The organism is Paenibacillus sp. FSL W8-0919 (assembly GCF_038003785.1).
Taxonomy (GTDB): domain Bacteria; phylum Bacillota; class Bacilli; order Paenibacillales; family Paenibacillaceae; genus Paenibacillus_AQ; species Paenibacillus_AQ lactis.
Genome location: NZ_JBBOPV010000002.1, coordinates 113,513 through 131,580, shown reverse-complemented (window position 1 = coordinate 131,580; position 18,068 = coordinate 113,513). Strand labels below are relative to the sequence as shown.

At 50.8% G+C, this 18,068-nt stretch carries 12 protein-coding genes and 1 pseudogene; 7 read left to right on the top strand and 6 right to left on the bottom strand.

All coding sequences use genetic code 11. The features are described from left to right. A pseudogene (locus NST44_RS30820) lies at positions 1-199 on the top strand (hypothetical protein); the annotation flags it as partial. Between the two features lie 261 nt (positions 200-460). On the opposite strand, the gene NST44_RS30815 reads toward NST44_RS30820, so the two are convergent. Together NST44_RS30815 and guaD are read right to left on the bottom strand one after the other, a co-directional pair. Then, positions 461-1,813, bottom strand: a complete 1,353-nt coding sequence (locus tag NST44_RS30815; protein ID WP_340901500.1) for a uracil-xanthine permease family protein — start codon at positions 1,811-1,813, stop codon at positions 461-463. A gap of 44 nt (positions 1,814-1,857) precedes the next feature. Further along, positions 1,858-3,222, bottom strand: a complete 1,365-nt coding sequence (guaD, locus tag NST44_RS30810; RefSeq protein ID WP_210095355.1) for a guanine deaminase — start codon at positions 3,220-3,222, stop codon at positions 1,858-1,860. Positions 3,223-3,444: 222 nt separating this feature from the next. Between guaD and NST44_RS30805 the strand changes: the two genes are divergently transcribed. Further along, complete coding sequence (locus tag NST44_RS30805) at positions 3,445-3,954, top strand: DUF4241 domain-containing protein (protein WP_144870926.1); 510 nt, start codon at positions 3,445-3,447, stop codon at positions 3,952-3,954. Between the two features lie 91 nt (positions 3,955-4,045). Continuing rightward, entirely contained in the window at positions 4,046-4,639 is a 594-nt protein-coding gene (locus NST44_RS30800; protein WP_340901499.1) for a GNAT family N-acetyltransferase, read from the top strand. A gap of 195 nt (positions 4,640-4,834) precedes the next feature. Here NST44_RS30800 and NST44_RS30795 read toward each other — a convergent pair whose 3' ends face one another. Both NST44_RS30795 and NST44_RS30790 read right to left on the bottom strand, forming a co-directional pair. Continuing rightward, positions 4,835-5,425: an alpha/beta fold hydrolase gene (locus tag NST44_RS30795; protein ID WP_340901502.1), complete on the bottom strand. Its 591-nt coding sequence runs from the start codon at positions 5,423-5,425 to the stop codon at positions 4,835-4,837. Positions 5,426-5,688: 263 nt separating this feature from the next. Beyond that, positions 5,689-6,609, bottom strand: a complete 921-nt coding sequence (locus tag NST44_RS30790; RefSeq protein WP_144870930.1) for a copper amine oxidase N-terminal domain-containing protein — start codon at positions 6,607-6,609, stop codon at positions 5,689-5,691. Positions 6,610-6,697: 88 nt separating this feature from the next. Here NST44_RS30790 and NST44_RS30785 point away from each other — a divergent pair, with 88 nt between their 5' ends. The 3 genes from NST44_RS30785 (at position 6,698) to sigJ (ending at position 9,196) form a co-directional block, all read left to right on the top strand. Then, positions 6,698-6,949 (top strand): hypothetical protein, encoded by a 252-nt coding sequence (locus NST44_RS30785; protein WP_251536574.1) that lies wholly within the window; start codon positions 6,698-6,700, stop codon positions 6,947-6,949. An 83-nt stretch (positions 6,950-7,032) separates the two neighbouring features. Next, positions 7,033-8,334 (top strand): phytoene desaturase family protein, encoded by a 1,302-nt coding sequence (locus NST44_RS30780; protein ID WP_340901498.1) that lies wholly within the window; start codon positions 7,033-7,035, stop codon positions 8,332-8,334. Further along, the gene (gene sigJ / locus NST44_RS30775; RefSeq protein WP_340901497.1) at positions 8,312-9,196 is read left to right on the top strand and encodes an RNA polymerase sigma factor SigJ; all 885 of its coding nucleotides are present in this window, start codon (positions 8,312-8,314) and stop codon (positions 9,194-9,196) included. Before NST44_RS30780 ends, sigJ begins: the two co-directional genes overlap by 23 nt. Before the next feature lie 205 nt (positions 9,197-9,401). Here sigJ and NST44_RS30770 read toward each other — a convergent pair whose 3' ends face one another. Both NST44_RS30770 and NST44_RS30765 read right to left on the bottom strand, forming a co-directional pair. Next, the gene (locus tag NST44_RS30770; RefSeq protein WP_340901496.1) at positions 9,402-10,988 is read right to left on the bottom strand and encodes a glycoside hydrolase family 30 protein; all 1,587 of its coding nucleotides are present in this window, start codon (positions 10,986-10,988) and stop codon (positions 9,402-9,404) included. A 90-nt stretch (positions 10,989-11,078) separates the two neighbouring features. Beyond that, positions 11,079-13,760: a glycoside hydrolase family 3 C-terminal domain-containing protein gene (locus tag NST44_RS30765; RefSeq protein ID WP_340901495.1), complete on the bottom strand. Its 2,682-nt coding sequence runs from the start codon at positions 13,758-13,760 to the stop codon at positions 11,079-11,081. Positions 13,761-14,572: 812 nt separating this feature from the next. Here NST44_RS30765 and NST44_RS30760 point away from each other — a divergent pair. After that, positions 14,573-17,932, top strand: a complete 3,360-nt coding sequence (locus NST44_RS30760) for an S-layer homology domain-containing protein (RefSeq protein ID WP_251536582.1) — start codon at positions 14,573-14,575, stop codon at positions 17,930-17,932. Positions 17,933-18,068 lie beyond the last annotated feature (136 nt).

The window sequence follows — 18,068 nt, the reverse complement described above, 5'->3', positions numbered from 1 at the left end:
CGTTTATCGGTCACTTCAAGGACAAGAATTTCGCTTCCCGGAATATTACAATGACAGCACGGCTGATGCTACGATTCAGAGTCAACTGCATAAGTTGCCAGAGGAAGAACAATATTTACAGTTTCCTGCAGATATGAATCCAGAGGTAAAAGACGAAATTACGATTAAATGGCTAAAAAGACTAATTGAAATGAAATAAACAGGTGAGACTCTGCGCTTATATGTTGCAGGGTCTTATTTTCTTTTGTGAATTGCCCAGCCCAACATGCAGAAATATAAAACACCTGCCATCACCTAATAAACAGCAAGCATCTTCTAAGCTCCTAGACTTTGTGTGTAACGAAGTGTTTATCCCCTAACTATAAAAAACACCCCCAAAGTCTGCGATGAACGCAGCCTCTTTGGGGGCAGACGTGCTTAGCTTACATATAATCCGCTCGTTTTTGCCTCGCTTTACAACCTACTTCGCGCTCGGCAGTAACTTATTCAACACAATCGCTGCAAGGGAAGCAGCCAGAATTGGGGAGCCCAATAGATATTGCACGAACGTAGGAAGCGTATATAAGAAATCTTTAGGAATGAGCACTAGCGCCAACGTCAGAATCATCGGGATGGCGATAATGTACATTTCCTTCTCGCGAATGGTTACGTTCTTCATGACCTGGATTCCGTTAATCGAGATGATGCCGCAGACGATCGCGAATACGCCGCCGATGACAGCCGTTGGGATCGAGGAGATCAGCGCAGCCAATTTACCGGAACAGCCGAACAGGACGAACCATCCGCCTACCGCAAGGAAGACCCGGCGACTGGCTACGCCCGTGATGGAAATAATGCCTGCATTGGTGGAATAGCCGGTAACCGGCGTTGAACCGAGTACCGAAGCGATCAGACAGCTAATCCCTTCGCCAATAACCCCGCGGTTAATGTTCTTATCCGTTAACGGTTTATCAATGACGTTGCTGATTGCAAACCATGTCCCTGTCGTTTCCGCCAAGAGTACGAGGTAAATGATGACCATGGTGATGATCGCCGAGAGATCAAATGAGAAGCCAAAATCCTTAAACGGCAGCTGCGGCATGCTGAACCACTTGGCGCTTGCGACAGCGCTGAAATTAAGGACACCCATGAAGTTAGCCGATATGCATCCGATGATTAACGCGATCATGACGGAGGTAACTCGGAAGATCGCGCCTTTCGCTCGCATCAATGAACCGAGGGCTACGAATAGAAGGAGTGCACCTGCTGAGATCAGCGCCAGCAGCACGTTCTGATTGATGGCAGCGTCCGTGGCGCCATAGATATTGTCGCGGATGGCAACCGGCAGTAACGAGAGACCGACAATGAAAATAATCGTGCCCCCTACAATCGGCGGGATGAAGGATTTCACGATTTTATTGAAGATTCCCGTATATCCCAAAATCACCACGAGAACAGCACCAACCAAGCTGGCACCCAGCACCGAGCCCCAGCCCGTCTCCCCGCCGCCGCTGGCGGCATAAATGGCGACAATCGCGCCGAGCGGAACATAGGAAGGACCCTGCGCCATCGGCAGCTTCATACAGAAGTACGTCTGCACGATCGTGGCAAGCCCGGCCGCGATAAACGTGGATTGAATTAAGGCGCTGGACTGATTGGGCGCTAAGCCGATTAACATGGCAATCAGGAACGGAACGACGTAGACGTCCATCGCGACGACATGCTGCAAACCGAGAATGGCGGATTTTCCGAAGGAAATTTTGCCGTCGGGCGGAACCGTTAATTGCTGTGAATTCGTTTGTGCGTCATTTTGCTTGTCTGCTTGTGTTTTCACTCCGATGGACACCTCGAATGTTTAGATTAATTGATCTATCATGCTTAACGCGAATGGACCTTGTCCCCTTGCACCCATACCTCGCGGATATGCTCAGGTCTTGCCAAATACATGATTTTCTGAAAAATATCGTGCACATCCTCATGCTCATCGAAAATCGGCAGCTTGGCGGATGGAATGCTCGTATCGATCACCTGCACATCCCATGCATAGCCTTCCTGGATACGACCGATCGGCAAGCTCAGACTATCCCCGCCGCCGGCCGTTGCCAGATAGAATGCCTGATGGATCGTAATGCGCGAATCGGGTACGCCGCGATCTTCGGCAGGAAGGGAAGGGTTAACGCCATCCTCCAGCATCCGCGAGGATATTACCGCTTGTCGAATATTATCGAAGAGGCTTGGCGAGAAGCCGCCGGAGATATCCGAGCCCAGGCCGATCTCGACATTTTTGGCATGGAAACGGGCGACCGGGATGACGCTGTTGGCGAAATACGCGTTGGATATCGGACAATGGGCAATCGCGGTGCCGGTGTCCGCAAATAACTCCGCATCCTGATCCTCCAGAAAATTGCAATGCGCCATAACGGATTTATCCCGCAGCAGGCCAAAATCATGTAACGCAAACGCATCGTTCTTGTGGAATCGATTCTTGACATATCCGTGCGCCCAATCGCTTTCGCTGCAGTGGGATTGAACATAGGTGTCATATTTGGCAGCCAGCTCGCCTAAGCCTCTAAGCCCCTCATCGGTGCAGCTTGGAATGAATCGTGGGGTGACGACGGGATAGACGCCTTGTTTTGTAGTCTTGGCTAATTCCTGTACAGCGATAATAAATTCTTCCGTATCCGCAAGTGCGGTGGATGTGTCCGCATCGCGATAGTATTCCGGATTCTGCTCGGGATCGTCCATGACGACTTTGCCAACAAGTCCGCGCTGGCCTTTGCTCGCACAGATTTGGGCTAACAGCAAGCTGGCTTCCTTATGCACCGTTGCAAAATAAAGAGCCGTTGTCGTTCCGTTGGCCAGTAAGGTGCTGACCACATCGTCGTAAACCGTGCGCGCAAACTCGAGATCGGAAAATTTCGATTCCAGCGGGAAGGTGTACGTATTTAACCAGTCGTAGAGCGGGATGTCTAATGCGGTTCCAGATTGGGCCCACTGCGGCGCATGCACATGCAAGTCGACAAAACCAGGCAAGAAATATTGACCCGCCTCTAACCGTTGAAATTTGTCAGTGCCTTGATACGCATCCAGCAAGGACGCGTACTCGGCGTCCTCCGGGGCGACGATTCGCTCAATCATACCGTCGTCATTGATGCAATACAGATGGTCCCGTAATACTTGAATTTCTGTGGGCGATTTGCTTGAAAAAGACGTGCCTTGAAATAATTGCATATATTTACTCATGGTTACCGCCTTAATGTTCGTTTTTTGGAATGTGGTTGTTATTATAGACCTTCAAAAAGGATTCGTCCATACCCTAAAGGCGAATAGATGTAGATACATGTCGAATAGGAGCGATTGTAATACCCTATCCTGATGGATAACCATCCTGGTGCGTCATTAAACTTTCCTTTGCACCCATGATAGAATAGATGTAAATCCAAGCGGTTATGGGAGGTATCCTCATTGATCATTCAACTGGGTAATTTTGAAGTAACTTCCGGACAATTGGTTGTTGCGGATCCGTGTTACGAACTAGATACGAGCATCGTTATTATGGGTGTAGTGGAGCCTGCATTGAATGGAACGTGGGTCTCGGAAGTGGAGAAGGCGGAGATCCCGGACTGGGGTGAAGCCAACGCCAAGCTGACGGCATACCATCAGTCCGTTGCGGAACAAGGGGCATCCTTGGAGTGGATCAAGTGTCCTTTCGTGGCGGGGGTGGACAGCGGACAGGCTGGGATTTTTGATATTCACAAATACCGGATTCCGGATGCGGAAGGATCATCGGACGGCACGGATACGGAATGGTATTATGCCTGCTGTGATATCACCGAAAGCGGGGAAGAGGCGGGTGTTCTCGAGGGAGGCGTTGTCTCGCGTACCGGCATTGGCGACGGGGCGTACGGCGTGTACAAGGCGGTGAATGGGCAGGATCAGGTGGTAGGCGTGAAGATTGTTTTTATTAAAAGCTAGGATACAACCACAACGACTAATGCATCGTAGTCTGTACATGACGTGCACGTGTCTTTAGGCAGCGGGACAGTCGGGATTATTTTTATAGAGGGTGATTTCCATAGAAGCTATATGCATTAAACCGATTCATAGGTTCACGGACGAAGAACAAACTGAACTTGGGGAGTGTGGATATTCCTCAAACGCAAAGTACAAGGTGACCAAAATTGAAAATGAAGAAAGAACCACGATCGACATTCAATTAGTAGAGCTTGAAGCACCGTATCATAAAGAATATACAGACAGTGAAGATGATTTGGAGCTATACAGCAAGATCGCTCCCATGGGATATTCACTAGGAGCATACATAGGTACTCGATTAATCGGGGTCGTAATCGCTGAGGAAATAAAGTGGAATAATACCGTTTTGATTTGGCATTTCCAAGTCTCGGAAGACTATAGAAGAATGCATGTTGGCAAACAATTGATGGATGAATTAGTACGTCTTGCAGAAGGAAACGGAATAAGAGCAATAAACCTGGAAACGCAAAACACGAACGTAAATGCTATAAGGTTCTACAGAAAATGTGGATTTGAAATCGAAGGCATTGATTTATCCTATTACACCAATGATGATGCTATAGATGGGGAAGTGGCCATATTTATGAAAAGAAAAATCGGGCAAACCGGGCAAGAGTTCAAGTAAATGCGGAGCAATGGCTCTCCCCAACTTGGGTAGAGCACCCCATAGAGTGAGCATCAGAAACATATGATAGTGATAATGAAACCGCACCCCAATTGTTAGACAGAACTAACAACGGAGGTGCAGTTTTTTATGATTACATTTCGTTTGGAGACAAAGCGGGATGCCTTCTGTTAATGAAGAGTTTCGTTTCTACATTTATTGACCTTCCTGTTTATGAAGACTCAAATCATGGAGAATATGTTCGCAAATGTCGTCAGGATGGGTCAGGGTAATGATATGATTCGCGCCAGGTATTCGAACGACTTTAATTTTAGGAATTTGATTATATAACTCAGCTATGCGAAAAAGATCTTTGGATTCATTCTCGCCGATCAATAATAAAGCCTCTGCCTGAATTTCGTCCAACCTTCCTAATGCGGGAGGTAAGGAAACCGTTTCGTAAGTTTTCCATTCAAATGTCTTTTGAATGTTGTGTCTCATCATTTCACGTAGTAAATCATAGGCTTCTCCTGGTGGAATGCTCCAGGAAGGTTCGCTCAATGTTAGATCAATCATTTTATTGACGTCCGGCAACGCTTTGGCAGCTTGTTTCTCTAGTTCAGCATACTCAGGAGAAAATTGATACCCGGATAGGCCAGGAGCAATTAATACGAGTTTAGACACGATGCTCGGATAGGTCAGAGAGAAATCAACAGCAATTTGACCTCCTAGGGAATGACCAATGAGTACAGCTTCGTCAATGTTAAGTTCGGCTAATAGCTGCCTTAAGTCCCCAACATGGTCAATTGGTGCTTCTGGAACTGGGGACCTTCCGGCTCCACGTACATCGTATATGATGACTTTGAATTAGCTAGCTTTGGCGTAATAAAGTTCCAATCACGAGAATCCATAGCGCCGCTATGGATTAATACAACTGGCCTGCCACTCCCATGAACTTCGTAGTAAAGACCCATCGTATAAATCCTCCTCGATAAAATGTCGTTGAAACATCATCTTCCTCAACATTTGGACCCGAATAAGTCATTTTTTTACGTAAAACAATAGATTATTTATTCTTCGGGAATTTCCACGATAATATAATTTTCCTTCATTTGATTTTGCTCGAGTTCCTGATCTTTATATGTGACCTTATTCCAGTTTTGTTTGTTAATAAGGCTATAGCCCGTAGCTCCAATATGAGGCATCCAACGGAAGCTTGCAAAGGTTGTACCCTTAAATGACGGAAGTGTTCCAGCTTCATCTATTAACATGCGATTAATAAAATACAGGTCGTTTGCTGTGCCTGGTTTATCACCCAGGAGGCCCTGCCATTTCAGGTAAGCCGTATGGTTAGAAATTTTATAGTAACTAACTACGTTATTATTTACTTCTATGAACTGGCCTGATTCCCGTTCAGGAAAATAATATTGAAGACTAAACGTATCCAATGTCGGCTCAAATTCTTTCGGTAGTTGGGAAACCCTTGGCAAATTTATGGCTGCATTTCTTGCAGTACTAAGCTCGTCGCTTTTATAATCCTTGGTCAGTTTTGAACTTGCTTTTGTGATATATGCGGTTTGGGTCGCCTGATTCCAGGTTACGGAGCTGCTCATTGCTTCTGTAACAAAGCGCAAAGGAATCATGGTCTTGCCTTTATGGATGAACGGCGCGGAGCTAAGTTTTACGGGTTCACTATTCTTTTGTGCAGTTGTTTTATTGATCGTGAGTATTAAATGAGTCTCTTTTCCTTGGACAGTCACTTGCTTTGTCTTATTGTTCCACTTAAACGTTAAATCGTCTAAAGTCTTGGCTCCCGTTAAGGTAATAAATACTTGGTTGTTTTTTAGAAGTATATCTTCAGAGGATAGACTTGTGTTGTTGATGATTACATGTGGTTCCTGTTTTGAAGCTGCTGAAGATATGTTGTAGCTTGGAGCAATTAGAGCCGCACTGCATAGCAGCGCGATTGAAATTTGCGATATTTTTTTCATGAATTTCCCTCCAAAATATGGTGTCATACTTTATGACGTAAAAAAAGCTGGAAAGTTACAAGGATTTTATTCATTGGAGGGCACTCGCTTGTCCATGAAGACCGAAATTAACAAAATCCATCATATGGGGCATGTGGTCCATGATATGAAAACGATCCCGGGAGAAGCCTTCACGTCCTCACCGGGATTTGCCGGATATGTAGTAAAGGTGCGAGACCTTGCCATTACCCGGCGGCATCTTGAATCGAATGGATTCCCGGTGGTTGAGACGGCCCGGGGAGATATTTTTGTTCCGAGCGCCTCCCTTCTCGGGAGGGCTCTCATTTTCACGCAAGGATAAGCCTCATAATTTTTTTTCGATTCCTGTCACACTCCGCACCCCTTGCCCGTCATACAGGTAAAAATCGAAGGGAATGATGAACGATGCAACAGTATGATGTGGTCGTTGTTGGCGGAGGGATTGCCGGGTTGACCGCTGCAATTTATGCAGCGAAAGCAGGGAAGCAAACGCTCATCATTGAGAAACAGGAACGATTAGGCGGCCGGGCCATGTCCATGAAGAAAAAAGGGGCTTACTTCAATCTGGGCGGGCATGCCTTGTATAAGGGAGATGCTTACGCGACTTTCATGGATTTGGGAATTCACGTACAGGGAGCGGAGCCCTCGATTGAAGGTTATGGGGTGTGGAAGGGGAAATTGAGCATTTTGCCCACGGATATGAAATCTTTATTCACGACCCCGCTCTTGTCTTGGAAAGGGAAGCTGGAGCTTGCTGCCTGGCTGGGGAAACTCGGTAAAATGGATACTCACCCCTATGATCGCATCAGTATTCGCGAATGGGTCGAATCGAATTTGCGGGATCCGATGGTGCGTAATATTTTCTATTCTTTGCTGCGAACCGCAAGTTATGTGGTGGGGCCGGATTTGCCAGCAGCAGGTCCTGCATTGAAGCAGCTTCAAAGTGCCCTTAAAGGTGTGTTGTATCTGGATCGAGGCTGGGGCGAATTGGTCGAAGCGTTAAGAAGAAAGGCATCCGATCTCAGCGTGCGGTTTGTAACGAACAGCCTGGTTACGTCCATCGATGTCCAGGATGGCAGCGTGCGTCACGTGCTGTGCAAGGATGGAGCGAAGATCGGCGCACACCATGTCGTTCTCGCCACACCGCCTTCGATTGCCCATCAGCTGGTGCCTTTTTCAGAAAAAACCGCCCTTCATATCTGGAAAGAACAAGCGATCGAAATCACGGCAGCCTGCCTGGATGTTGCATTGAGACGTCTCCCAAAACCCAAACAACAATTTGTATACGGCATCGATCAAACCGTCTTTCTTTCCAATCAATCCCGTGCTGCTTATCTAAGCGACGACGGTGCGCAAGTCATATCCGTTCTGAAATACCAAGGGAAAGAGACCGACCCGAATAAGGATTTGCGCGAGCTTGAGGGGATGCTGGACTTGGTGCAGCCGGGGTGGCGGGAAGAGCTGATTGTCAAACAATACCTGCCGAAAATGACGGTTTCTCATGATTTTATGCATGTGAACGGACGTGTTAATCCCGGACCGGCCGTTCCCGAAATTAGCGGTTTATATGTAGCAGGAGATTGGGCGTCACATGGTGAACTATTGGTGGATGCCGCGACGGCAAGTGCCAAAAGAGCGGTGCAACACATCCTCTCCCTTGAACGGAAGGAAAGGACTGACCTTTATGAGCATCGAGGAATTGTATAAGCTTTATAAAGCTCCGCTTTTTTCTTTAGCCTATCGAATGCTCGGAAGCGTCATGGATGCGGAGGATATCGTACAAGAGGCCTTCCTGAGTTATGAAAGGCTTCAGGATGCGGATGCCATTCGAAATGAACGGGCGTATTTATACAAAATCGTTACGAATCGGTGTCTGGACCTTTTACGCTCATCCGTCAAAAAAAGGGAGTTGTACGTCGGCCCCTGGCTCCCGGAGCCTCTCATTGAGAGGGGGGCTTCGGATGGAGCTTCGGTTGGCGATCCCTCCGACACGTATTTGCGCTCAGAGTCGATTTCCACGGCCTACCTATTGCTGTTGCAGCAGCTGAATGCGATGGAACGGGCGGTTTTTCTCCTGCGGGAGATTTTCCAGTATTCATTTGAAGAAATTGCCGATATGGTCGGGAAGAGCAACGCGAACTGCCGGCAAATTTTCCATCGCGCCAAGAAGAGCATCCATTTCGATCCGGACCAGCAACCGTCGGTATCGACGGCGGAGAAGCATATCAAGGATTTCGTGGCATCGCTGTTGCAGGGAGATACGACTAGACTGCTAGAGCTGGTTAGCGAAGATGTGGTTTTCTACTCGGATGGCGGAGGCAAAGTCAAAGCGGCGCAAGTGCCTGTGGTTGGATTTGAACTCGTGCTGAAATTCCATCAGTTCCTGATCAAAACGTATGCAGGCCGATTTACGTACTCTTTCCTCATGGTGAACGGACTCCCGGGGATCCGATTCCTGCTGGATGAAACCGTCCAATACGTGTATTCCTTCGCTTATCGCGATCATAAAATTCAGACAATCTATACGGTCGCGAATCCGGATAAGTTAAGACATCTATCTCTAGGATGATTTCCGCATTTTTAATGCAGCATATGTTTGGAAGGATTCCGCATGCAATGTGCAGGAACTAACTTGAAGCAGAAATAACCGAGCGAAGAGCAGGGCCGGTCCCTGGGGTTCGCTCGGTTTTTTTTGTTTATAACAGGCCTCCTTGACTTGAAACAAAAGACTGGTCTGATAAAGATAGAAGGTCTAGAAAGCTAAACGTTTCCTTTTAGGAGCGGCTCCCGGAACCCGGCAGCCATTTAAAAGTGACGGCGCTTTGGGGAGGCAGGCTGTAAGAGAAAGCTTTACCGTTCCATTCCACGCTAAAGGGCAGCTCCTCGGCTCCTGGATTGGCGCCGATCAGGACAAGGGAGCCGTCGGGATTCTCATATGCCACGGTTTCTAATTTACCTTTGTAACGAGTAGATGCGATCCGGACAGCCCCGGGATCCACAAATTTGCTGGCATGCCCGAGAGCATAATATTCCACGTTTTTTTCCACGTCTCCCGTTGCAGGATTCACCGTAATCACACCTCGGCAGTCCTTGCAGCCTCCGTTGGTCGGCCCCCCGCTGGGGTCCAGCGCCAGGTTCCAGAAAAGAACCGTTTTGGCGGCATTTCGCGGTGCACCGACGATCAGGTGGTCCATTTGCCAGCTAAGGTTGTCGCCAAAGTCCGGGCTCCATTGTCCGCCGCTGCATTCTGTAAGGTATATATTTTTGTCCGGAAAATCATGGTGAACGGCCGACATGGCCTCCGCGGAGCCTTCATAACAATGGTACGCGGTTCCGTCGATATACGAAGCGGCTCCTGCGTCTCCAAGAACTTGTCGGGCGTACGCTTCCCCAAGTCCCCAATTATGGTCGAAAGCGATAATTTTAGTCCCGATCCCTTGCTTGGTAAAGGCGGGGCCGAGGTAATCCCGGATGAACCGTGCCTGCTCCTCGGCACCCATGCTCATGCTTGGATAGTCCGGCGACGTGAATGCCGGTTCGTTCTGAACCGTCAGGCCGTAAATCGGAATTCCCGATGCCTCATACGCCTGAATGTATTTCACGAAATAATCCGCATAAGCGGCATAAACCTTGGGATTGGTATAATCCAAATACCAGCCGTTGTATGTCTTCTCCCCATATTTCATCCACGGCGGGGCGGTCCAGGGGGTGCCCAGTATTTTGACCGCATGGTTTTTCTTCAGCATGTTTTGCAGCAGGGAGACCACATCCGCATCCTTAGCTATTGAAAAGTGCTCCATGCCGTAATCCATTCCCGATTCGATATCGTCATACGTATAGCTGCTCGGGCGGCCTTGTTCATCCACGGAAAAATCGGAAGCGCCGATCGTATGTCGGACAAAGCTGAGGCGGATGCCTTCTTCCGTAAACAAATCGCCCAGAAGGGAACTTCGCTGAGCTTCGGTCATGGTATGGTTGATCAGATAAGCCGAAGAGCCGGTAATCGCTGCGCCAAAACCGTCCATGGTTTGATAACGGATTTCCGGATTCACCTTGATGTTGAGGGTTTCCTGGCTTGAAGCTTGATTCGTGAATGCGACGGGCGCCTTTTGGGTGAGCAGGTTGGTCTGATCGCCGGTCGTTAGCCATACCTCGGAAGAGATTTCGCCTTTTGTACCGGGCGGGATGGCTATAGAACAGATCAGCAGCAGGAGAACGAGCAGCAGCAGACTGAGCAGGAACCGTCTGCGCCGCTGTGTGCTTCCCGGTTTATTCGCCCGGCCGGATAGGAGCTTGGTTTCTGTTACGGCTTGGGCCGCGGTCTCGCCTTTCAATACCGCCGTCTTCTCCGTTAGTTTCAAATTCCGCTCCTCCTTATCTCCTAACAAAAAGTCCCGGGGCGAAAACGCCCCAGGCTAAGAATTGATGAATAGAATGAATGAATCGTATGGTTATTTGCCGGAGCCTTTAACAGCGACGCTGCCTGTAAGGCGAATGTCGTCGGAGGCGCCGCCTACATAGATCGGCACTTGTCCGGAAGGCATAACCCAGCTCTTTTTATTTTCATCCCAATATGAGAAGGCCTTAGGATCAAGCTTAACCGTTACGCGCTGCTGTTTGCCCGGTTTAAGCTCGACTTTGGCAAAGCCAGCCAGCTGTTTGGACGGTGTTGCTACGCTGGTCGGAAGCTTGCCTGCATAGACTTGCACAACCTCCGCGCCCGTTACAGCTCCCGTATTCCGGAGGTTCAGCGAGACTTCAATCGTGGAGTCCTGCCCAGTCCCTTTAGCTTTCGTCTTCAGATTTCTATAGTCAAAGGTCGTGTAGGACAGGCCGTGACCAAACGCGAACGCCGGTTGGATGCCTTCTTTCTCGTACCCTTTATATCCCACGAAAATGTCCTCAGAGTATTCCGCGTCTCCGTTTACTCCAGGGAATTGCTTTTCATCCGAAACCGGGGTGGAATGCTCGTCGACAGGAATGGTTATCGGCAGTTTACCGGATGGATTCACGTCGCCAAACAGCACGCTGGCGATGGCGTCACCCTGCTCCTGCCCGGCATACCAGGCTTGCACGATGGATTTAACGTCATCTTGCCAGCCGTTCATTTGCACGGCTCTGCCGCTCATTTGAACCACGATCGTATTCGGATTAGCTGCAGCCACCTTCTTGATCAATTGCTCCTGGTTATTCGGAAGATCCAGGTCGGAACGGTCGATGTACCCTTCGCTTTCATAGGTACGCGTCACCACGACGGCAACGTCGGATTTACCCGCAAGATCAACAGCCTTCTGCATCTTCGAATCGGTTACCTCTTCCGGCGCTTCCCAGCCGAAGCGGACCAGTCCGCCAAAATCGCTGTCGCCGTCCGTCCAATCCGTGCGGTATTCAATGCGCACGTCGTGGCTTTCGCCGGCTTTCAGCTGCAGCGTCGCTTTCTCGGTAGCCACCTTCTCACCTTTATTATCGATCAGAAGCTTGCCGTCGAAATACAGCTTGCTGGAGCCGAAGCTCGAGAGCGACAGGGTGTATTCGCCGTCCTGTGGGGCTGCAATCGCGCCGGTCCAGCGTGCCGACATTCTGCCGTTCAAATCGCCAGGGACGGGAGTCAGCTTGGAGGACTGTCCGTTTAATCCGTCATAATTATAAAAACCAAGGTTCATATTCACTTGGCCATCCGTGCGTACCACGGAAGGTTGGCCTTCGAGATTCGTGTTATTGAAATATTCCGCGCGAAGTCCATGCTCGCCTTGAATTACATTACCGTTCTCATCAACGGGGCTCAGCATCGAAGATGGAATGGCCGATGGTCCATTCATAATATCCGCGGTGGAAATCGGATCGGTACCGGCTGCATATTTCACTTCAACGCCCTTTCCGGCACGTTTGCGGATGGCCTCCAGCGGGCTTACCGTATAAGTCGGCTTCACAAGCGAGCTGCCGCCAACTGTTGCATAGTTGTCCGCATCCGGACCGATAACGGCGATCGATTTCAGGCTGTCTGCTTTCAGCGGCAGAGCATTATCTTTGTTTTGCAGAAGCACCATGCTCTCTTCGGCAATCTGCTGTGCTTTCGCTCCATGCTCGGCTGCCGGAATCTGTTTATTTACCGCCGGATGATCAAACAGCCCCTTGTCAAACATTTGGAACAGAATATTGCTTACCATCTTGTCAATGACGTCCTCAGAGACTTCGCCGTTTTGGACGGCGTTCATAAGCTTAGAGCCCCAAAATCCGTAAGGGTCCCCGGGGGTTTCCAAGTCAAGACCCGCGTTGGCCGAAGGAGCCGTGCTCAGGTTGGCGCCGTAGTCGCTCATGACGAAACCATTGAAGTTCAACTGGTCTCGGAGCATCGTAGTCAAGACCTCTTTATTTTCGCAGGCCGGCGTGCCGTTGATCTCATTGAAGGAGCACATGGCCGAGCCCAGGCTGGCTTTCTCGATGGCTGCGGCGAATGGACGCAGGTATACTTCCTGCATCGCGCGTTCACTAGCGATCGAGTTCACCGTGAAACGGTCGGTTTCCTGGTTGTTCAACAGAAAATGCTTGGCTGTCGCGATAACCGGATATTTTTGAACCGCATTGACATAAGCAACGCCCATCTTTGACTGCAGCAAAGGATCTTCCCCCATGGATTCGAAATTCCGGGAGCCCCAAGGCAGACGGGCGATATCGAATCCCGGACCGAGCAGGACGTTATGGGTGGTGTTAAAGGATTCGTTGCCCACCAGGTCTCCGTACTCCGAAGCGGTTGTCGTGTTCCAGGTTGCGGCCAGCGCAATCGGAGTAGGGAGAGCCGTCGATTGTTTATCCTGAATTTCCGGATTGGCGACCCGCACGCCGGTCGGCCCGTCGGCCATCGTTAACGCGGGAATGCCAAGCCGCTCAATAGGAGCGTTATAAAACCCGTAATTGTTATTGACGTTCCCGGTAACAAAATCAATTTTCTCGGATAGCGTCATGGCGTCTAGCAATAGCTCCGTGCGTTTCTCGGCGGATTGAGATGTGTTCATCCACGGACGCGCTCCTCCATCATTCGATTCTGCGTTTGCAATCTGCAGCGGAGCGGCAGCGATGGCTCCAATAACGGTAAGTGCAACAAGTTTAGAGAATAATCGTGATCTTAACTTCAATGGTATAAGCTCCTCCTTATTTTTGGCTTTTGCCCCTTCACGCATTTCTATGGCATGCGCCGTACTATGTACCGGTACATCTCGTGATCGTTTTGTTTCAAGCGATCATAGGGGGTGAAAATGGGTGTTCTGTTCCCCTTATCCGCCCAGTCACCTGAAAATATATTTTCCTATAGGAATAGTTGGAAAAAAGGGAATAGCCTGCAGCCTTCCTCCCTGTTAATGATGGTGGCCGCAGCATGCTGCATAATCTAAGGTGCTGGTACCCGCCCCGTCAACCTTGTTGGGGTTTGCAGGATAGAAGAACTGGCAAGACCGGGTGTCCATCCGATGTGCCGCGGCATCCCTCCTTGGTAAATCGGTTGATCTCCCGGCAATTAGACTAACGCACTTTTAGATAAAGTGCACTACCCATTTCCTGGATGCCGCTGCTTTAAAAATGACAAGAGCGTCACAAAATTAGGTCTAAAGATTACAAAAACGTCATTAATTAGGCCCCGTTCCTCTTGATTTCGCCTCATGCGCTTTATTTTTGCAAACCGAATATCAGCCTCTTGTCTTAGAAAAATAGGACTGATGAATTTCAGAAAATGACATATATATTTCAGAAAATGGAAGCGGAACGCAGGGTCGGCCTCTGGGATTGGCTCGGTTTTCGTTTATAACAGCCCTCCTTGAACATGAAACAAAAATGAGACAGTTCTTGATCGACAATTGGTTTACACTGATTGAAGATGTTGAATCTATCAGATCACGGAGTATATCTACGACTCATCGCTTGACTTCGCTGATGTAAAAGGAGAAACGGGTTTATGAAAAAAATGTCCATCATGCTGGCGGTACTGCTCATTTTTTCGGCGGTGCTTGCTCCCTTGGCTTCCGCTGCGTCTGTGGTCCGGTCCGGTAGCGCCTCGATTCCGTCCGAAGCGGACGGTTGGGTGTGGGTCGGGACCGCAGAGGAACTGGCCTATATCGATCGGAATCAAGCGTCCTATCTGGATCGGAATATCCGATTGACCGGCGACATCGATATGACCGGATACGATTGGGTGCCCTTAGCCGATGAAGCGAGCGTCTTCAGCGGCATTTTCGACGGAAGGGGATACCGGATCAAAGGCCTCACCATTGATGGAGGAGCTTTGCAGTTTACCGGCTTCTTCGGCCGTGTTTCGGGTACGATCCGTAATCTGGACGTTACGGTTCAAGTGAACGGTGGCAGCTATGCCGGCGGATTGGTGGGTCATCTGATCGGCGGCAGCATCATCAACTCGCATTCGCAGGGCACGGTTACGGCCGGAGATACGGGTTACGTGAGCGCATCAGGCGGGTTGGCCGGAGCGGCCAATGGCGATTCGAGCATTCTCCGCTCATCTTCATCCGCTGCCGTGAAGAGCGGAGATACCCCCAATCAGTATGCCGGAGGGCTGGTCGGATCTCAGGGAGCGGGCAAGATCAACGACTCGTATGCCACCGGAACGGTAACGAATTCGGGGGGAGGTTACTATTATTTTGGGGGCGGTTTAGCCGGACAACTGATATACGGAACCATTGCCAACAGCTATTCTTCGGCTGCCGTCATGCAATCCGGAAGCGTTATCTATTACGCCGTGGGGGGGGTTATCGGAACCATGGCGGTTGCCACGATCAATGCCTCGTATTATGATATCGCGGCATCGTCCTTAACCACTGGCGTGGGGAGTGGGGATATCATAGGCTCGCCTCATCTCACGGGCCTTACGACCAATGACATGAAGGCAGCCTCCAACTATCATGGCTGGGGCTTCACCGATCTTTGGGCCATGGATGCTGGCGTCAATGGCGGCTATCCTTATTTACGCCCCGGCATCTTGACGACCGATCTTCCGCGGGCAATCAAGGACGCCCCCTATTCGATTGCGATGGACGCTTTCGATGGTTCAAGGGGCGGGCTGACATGGAATGCCTACGGACTTCCGGATGACCTATCGATGACAGCCTATGGCATGATCGAAGGCAGTCCTAAGGAGAGTGGCACATTCACGGTTGCGATTTCGGCAACCGATGCGGGCGGAAGCACGGTCAGCACGGTGTTGACCCTGCACGTGGATGAATCTGCTCCTGACATCGACGAATTTGTCGTTAGTCCAGGCAGCGCGAACGGGTCGACAAGCGTGACGGCGGTCCCGAGCGATCCCGGCCACACGTTTGCATATCTGCTCGGGCCAGATGCCGGTGTGCGTCCCCTAAGGGGGGGTGCGCTGCCTGGCGAAGCGGTCCTATACTCGCTAGGCTCGGATATTTTGCATCCGATTCCGGGTCAATATCTTCAGGTATTTGAGGTGGATGAACAGAAGTCCATCGAGGCATGGAGCAGCGTCCAGGTAGAAGCAGCTCACATTCAAGACCAGGTCCGCGTTACGGGAGTGACGCTGGATCAGACGGAGCTAACCCTTGCGGCAGGAGGGGCTTCGCAGAAGCTGACAGCCGTCCTTACGCCGGTGAATGCGACAAACCCTGCGGTCGCCTGGACCTCCAGCGACCCAGCCGTCGCGGCGGTGAGCCAGAGCGGCGAGGTGACGCCGATCGCTGAAGGTACGGCGATCATTACGGTGACAACGGCCGATGGCGGGTACACGGCTTCCGCTACGGTTATGGTGCAGTCAGCGCCTGTGGCAACAGGGACGGTCATCGGCTCGGTATATGGCATTGGTAATACGCCGCTGACTGGTGCATCGGTATCGGCCGGCGGCGTAACGGACGTCACCTACGCTAATGGGGATTTTGCGCTAACGAACGTGACCGCAGGCATCCATACGCTTACGGTGACGGCAGAGGGTTATGGCAGCCATACGACAACCGTGAATGTCTTAGCGGGTGAGACAGCGGATGTAGGACGCATCGATCTGAGCGCTGCCAATCCCCCTGTACTGGAGACCCCTGAACCCGTTGAATCTCCATCCTATAGCGGGGGTCCTTCTTCCGCTCCTGTCCCTGCCCCTACGGCGGATCCAAGGATGACCGTGACGATCAACGGTCAACACGTTCGGGTGACCATCAAGAAAGAACAGGAGCCTGACGGACGTACCGTTCTACGGCTTATCCCGGGCGCCGAGCTGGTACGGTCGTGGGCTGCCGGCGGGGATGAAATCGTCATCGACATCGACAATGAAGAGCCGGTGGTGAAGGTGGATCTTCCGGCGGAAGCGCTGCAGGAACTCCTTGCGGCTAGGCCGAACGCCGCCATTCGGATTGGGGTGAACGGCGCAAGCTACAGCGTTCCGCTGCCCGTTCTAAGCGACCTTCGGAATCGAGCGGCTGTAACGATCGCCATTGCGAAAATGACGAAGTCTGCAAACCGCGAGCTGGAGGAAGAGCTGGCCCGCCAAGGGTACGTCATGCTGGCGGAACCGACGAGCTTTGACTTGTACGGCGATGGTGATGAGAGACTTGAAGCCGAGGGCACGTACATGGAGCGGACATTCTCAATGAACGCTGTGGCTGATCCTAATCGTTCCACGGTCATCCGGGTGGATGATGCTGGGAAGCTGCACTATGTCCCGTCCGTTTTCGAAAGGGAGACGGCGACTTTGTACAGCGCGCATAACGGCATATACACTGCGGTACGCTCTAACCGAACCTTCGAGGATATCCGGGGGCATTGGGCGCAAGACGATATCGAGCGGATGGCGAACAAGCTGATCGTGAACGGATCGGCTGACGGCAGGTTAGACCCCAACCGTACGGTGACCCGCGCCGAGTTCGTAGCGATGCTCGCCCGTGCGCTCGAGCTGGCCGATAAGCCGCAGCGAGCTTCTTACTCTGATGTTGCACCGAACGAAGCGTGGTACGCGGGTGCGGTTGGAGCGGCTTCCGCGGCCGGCCTGATCGAAGGCTATGCCGACGGTTCGTTCCGTCCGGACGCTGGGGTCACGCGAGAGCAGGCGGCGGTTATGCTGGGCAGAGCTGTCCGGTACGCAGGAGAGCTTCCGCAGCAGGACGCCTCCGTGTTAGAACGTTTCTCGGATCATGCCGAGGTATCCGGCTGGGCCAAGGGACCGGCTGCCGAGCTGCTGGCCGCGGGCTTGATCGAAGGCATCGGGAATGCAGCGTTCGCTCCGCAGGCATTTGCAACGCGGGCCCAAAGCGCCGCTCTCTTACACCGGATGCTCCACTACTTGAATTTCATCAACTAATCGCAGCCGCATGGCTCACGCGTACATTCCGCCAGAATGTGCGCGTTTTTTTGCGTTTCTTCCTTGATCATGCCTGTCCGCAATCTCGAAACATAGTATAGTATACAAATAGAAGGTAGATTGGTTAGCGGATTTC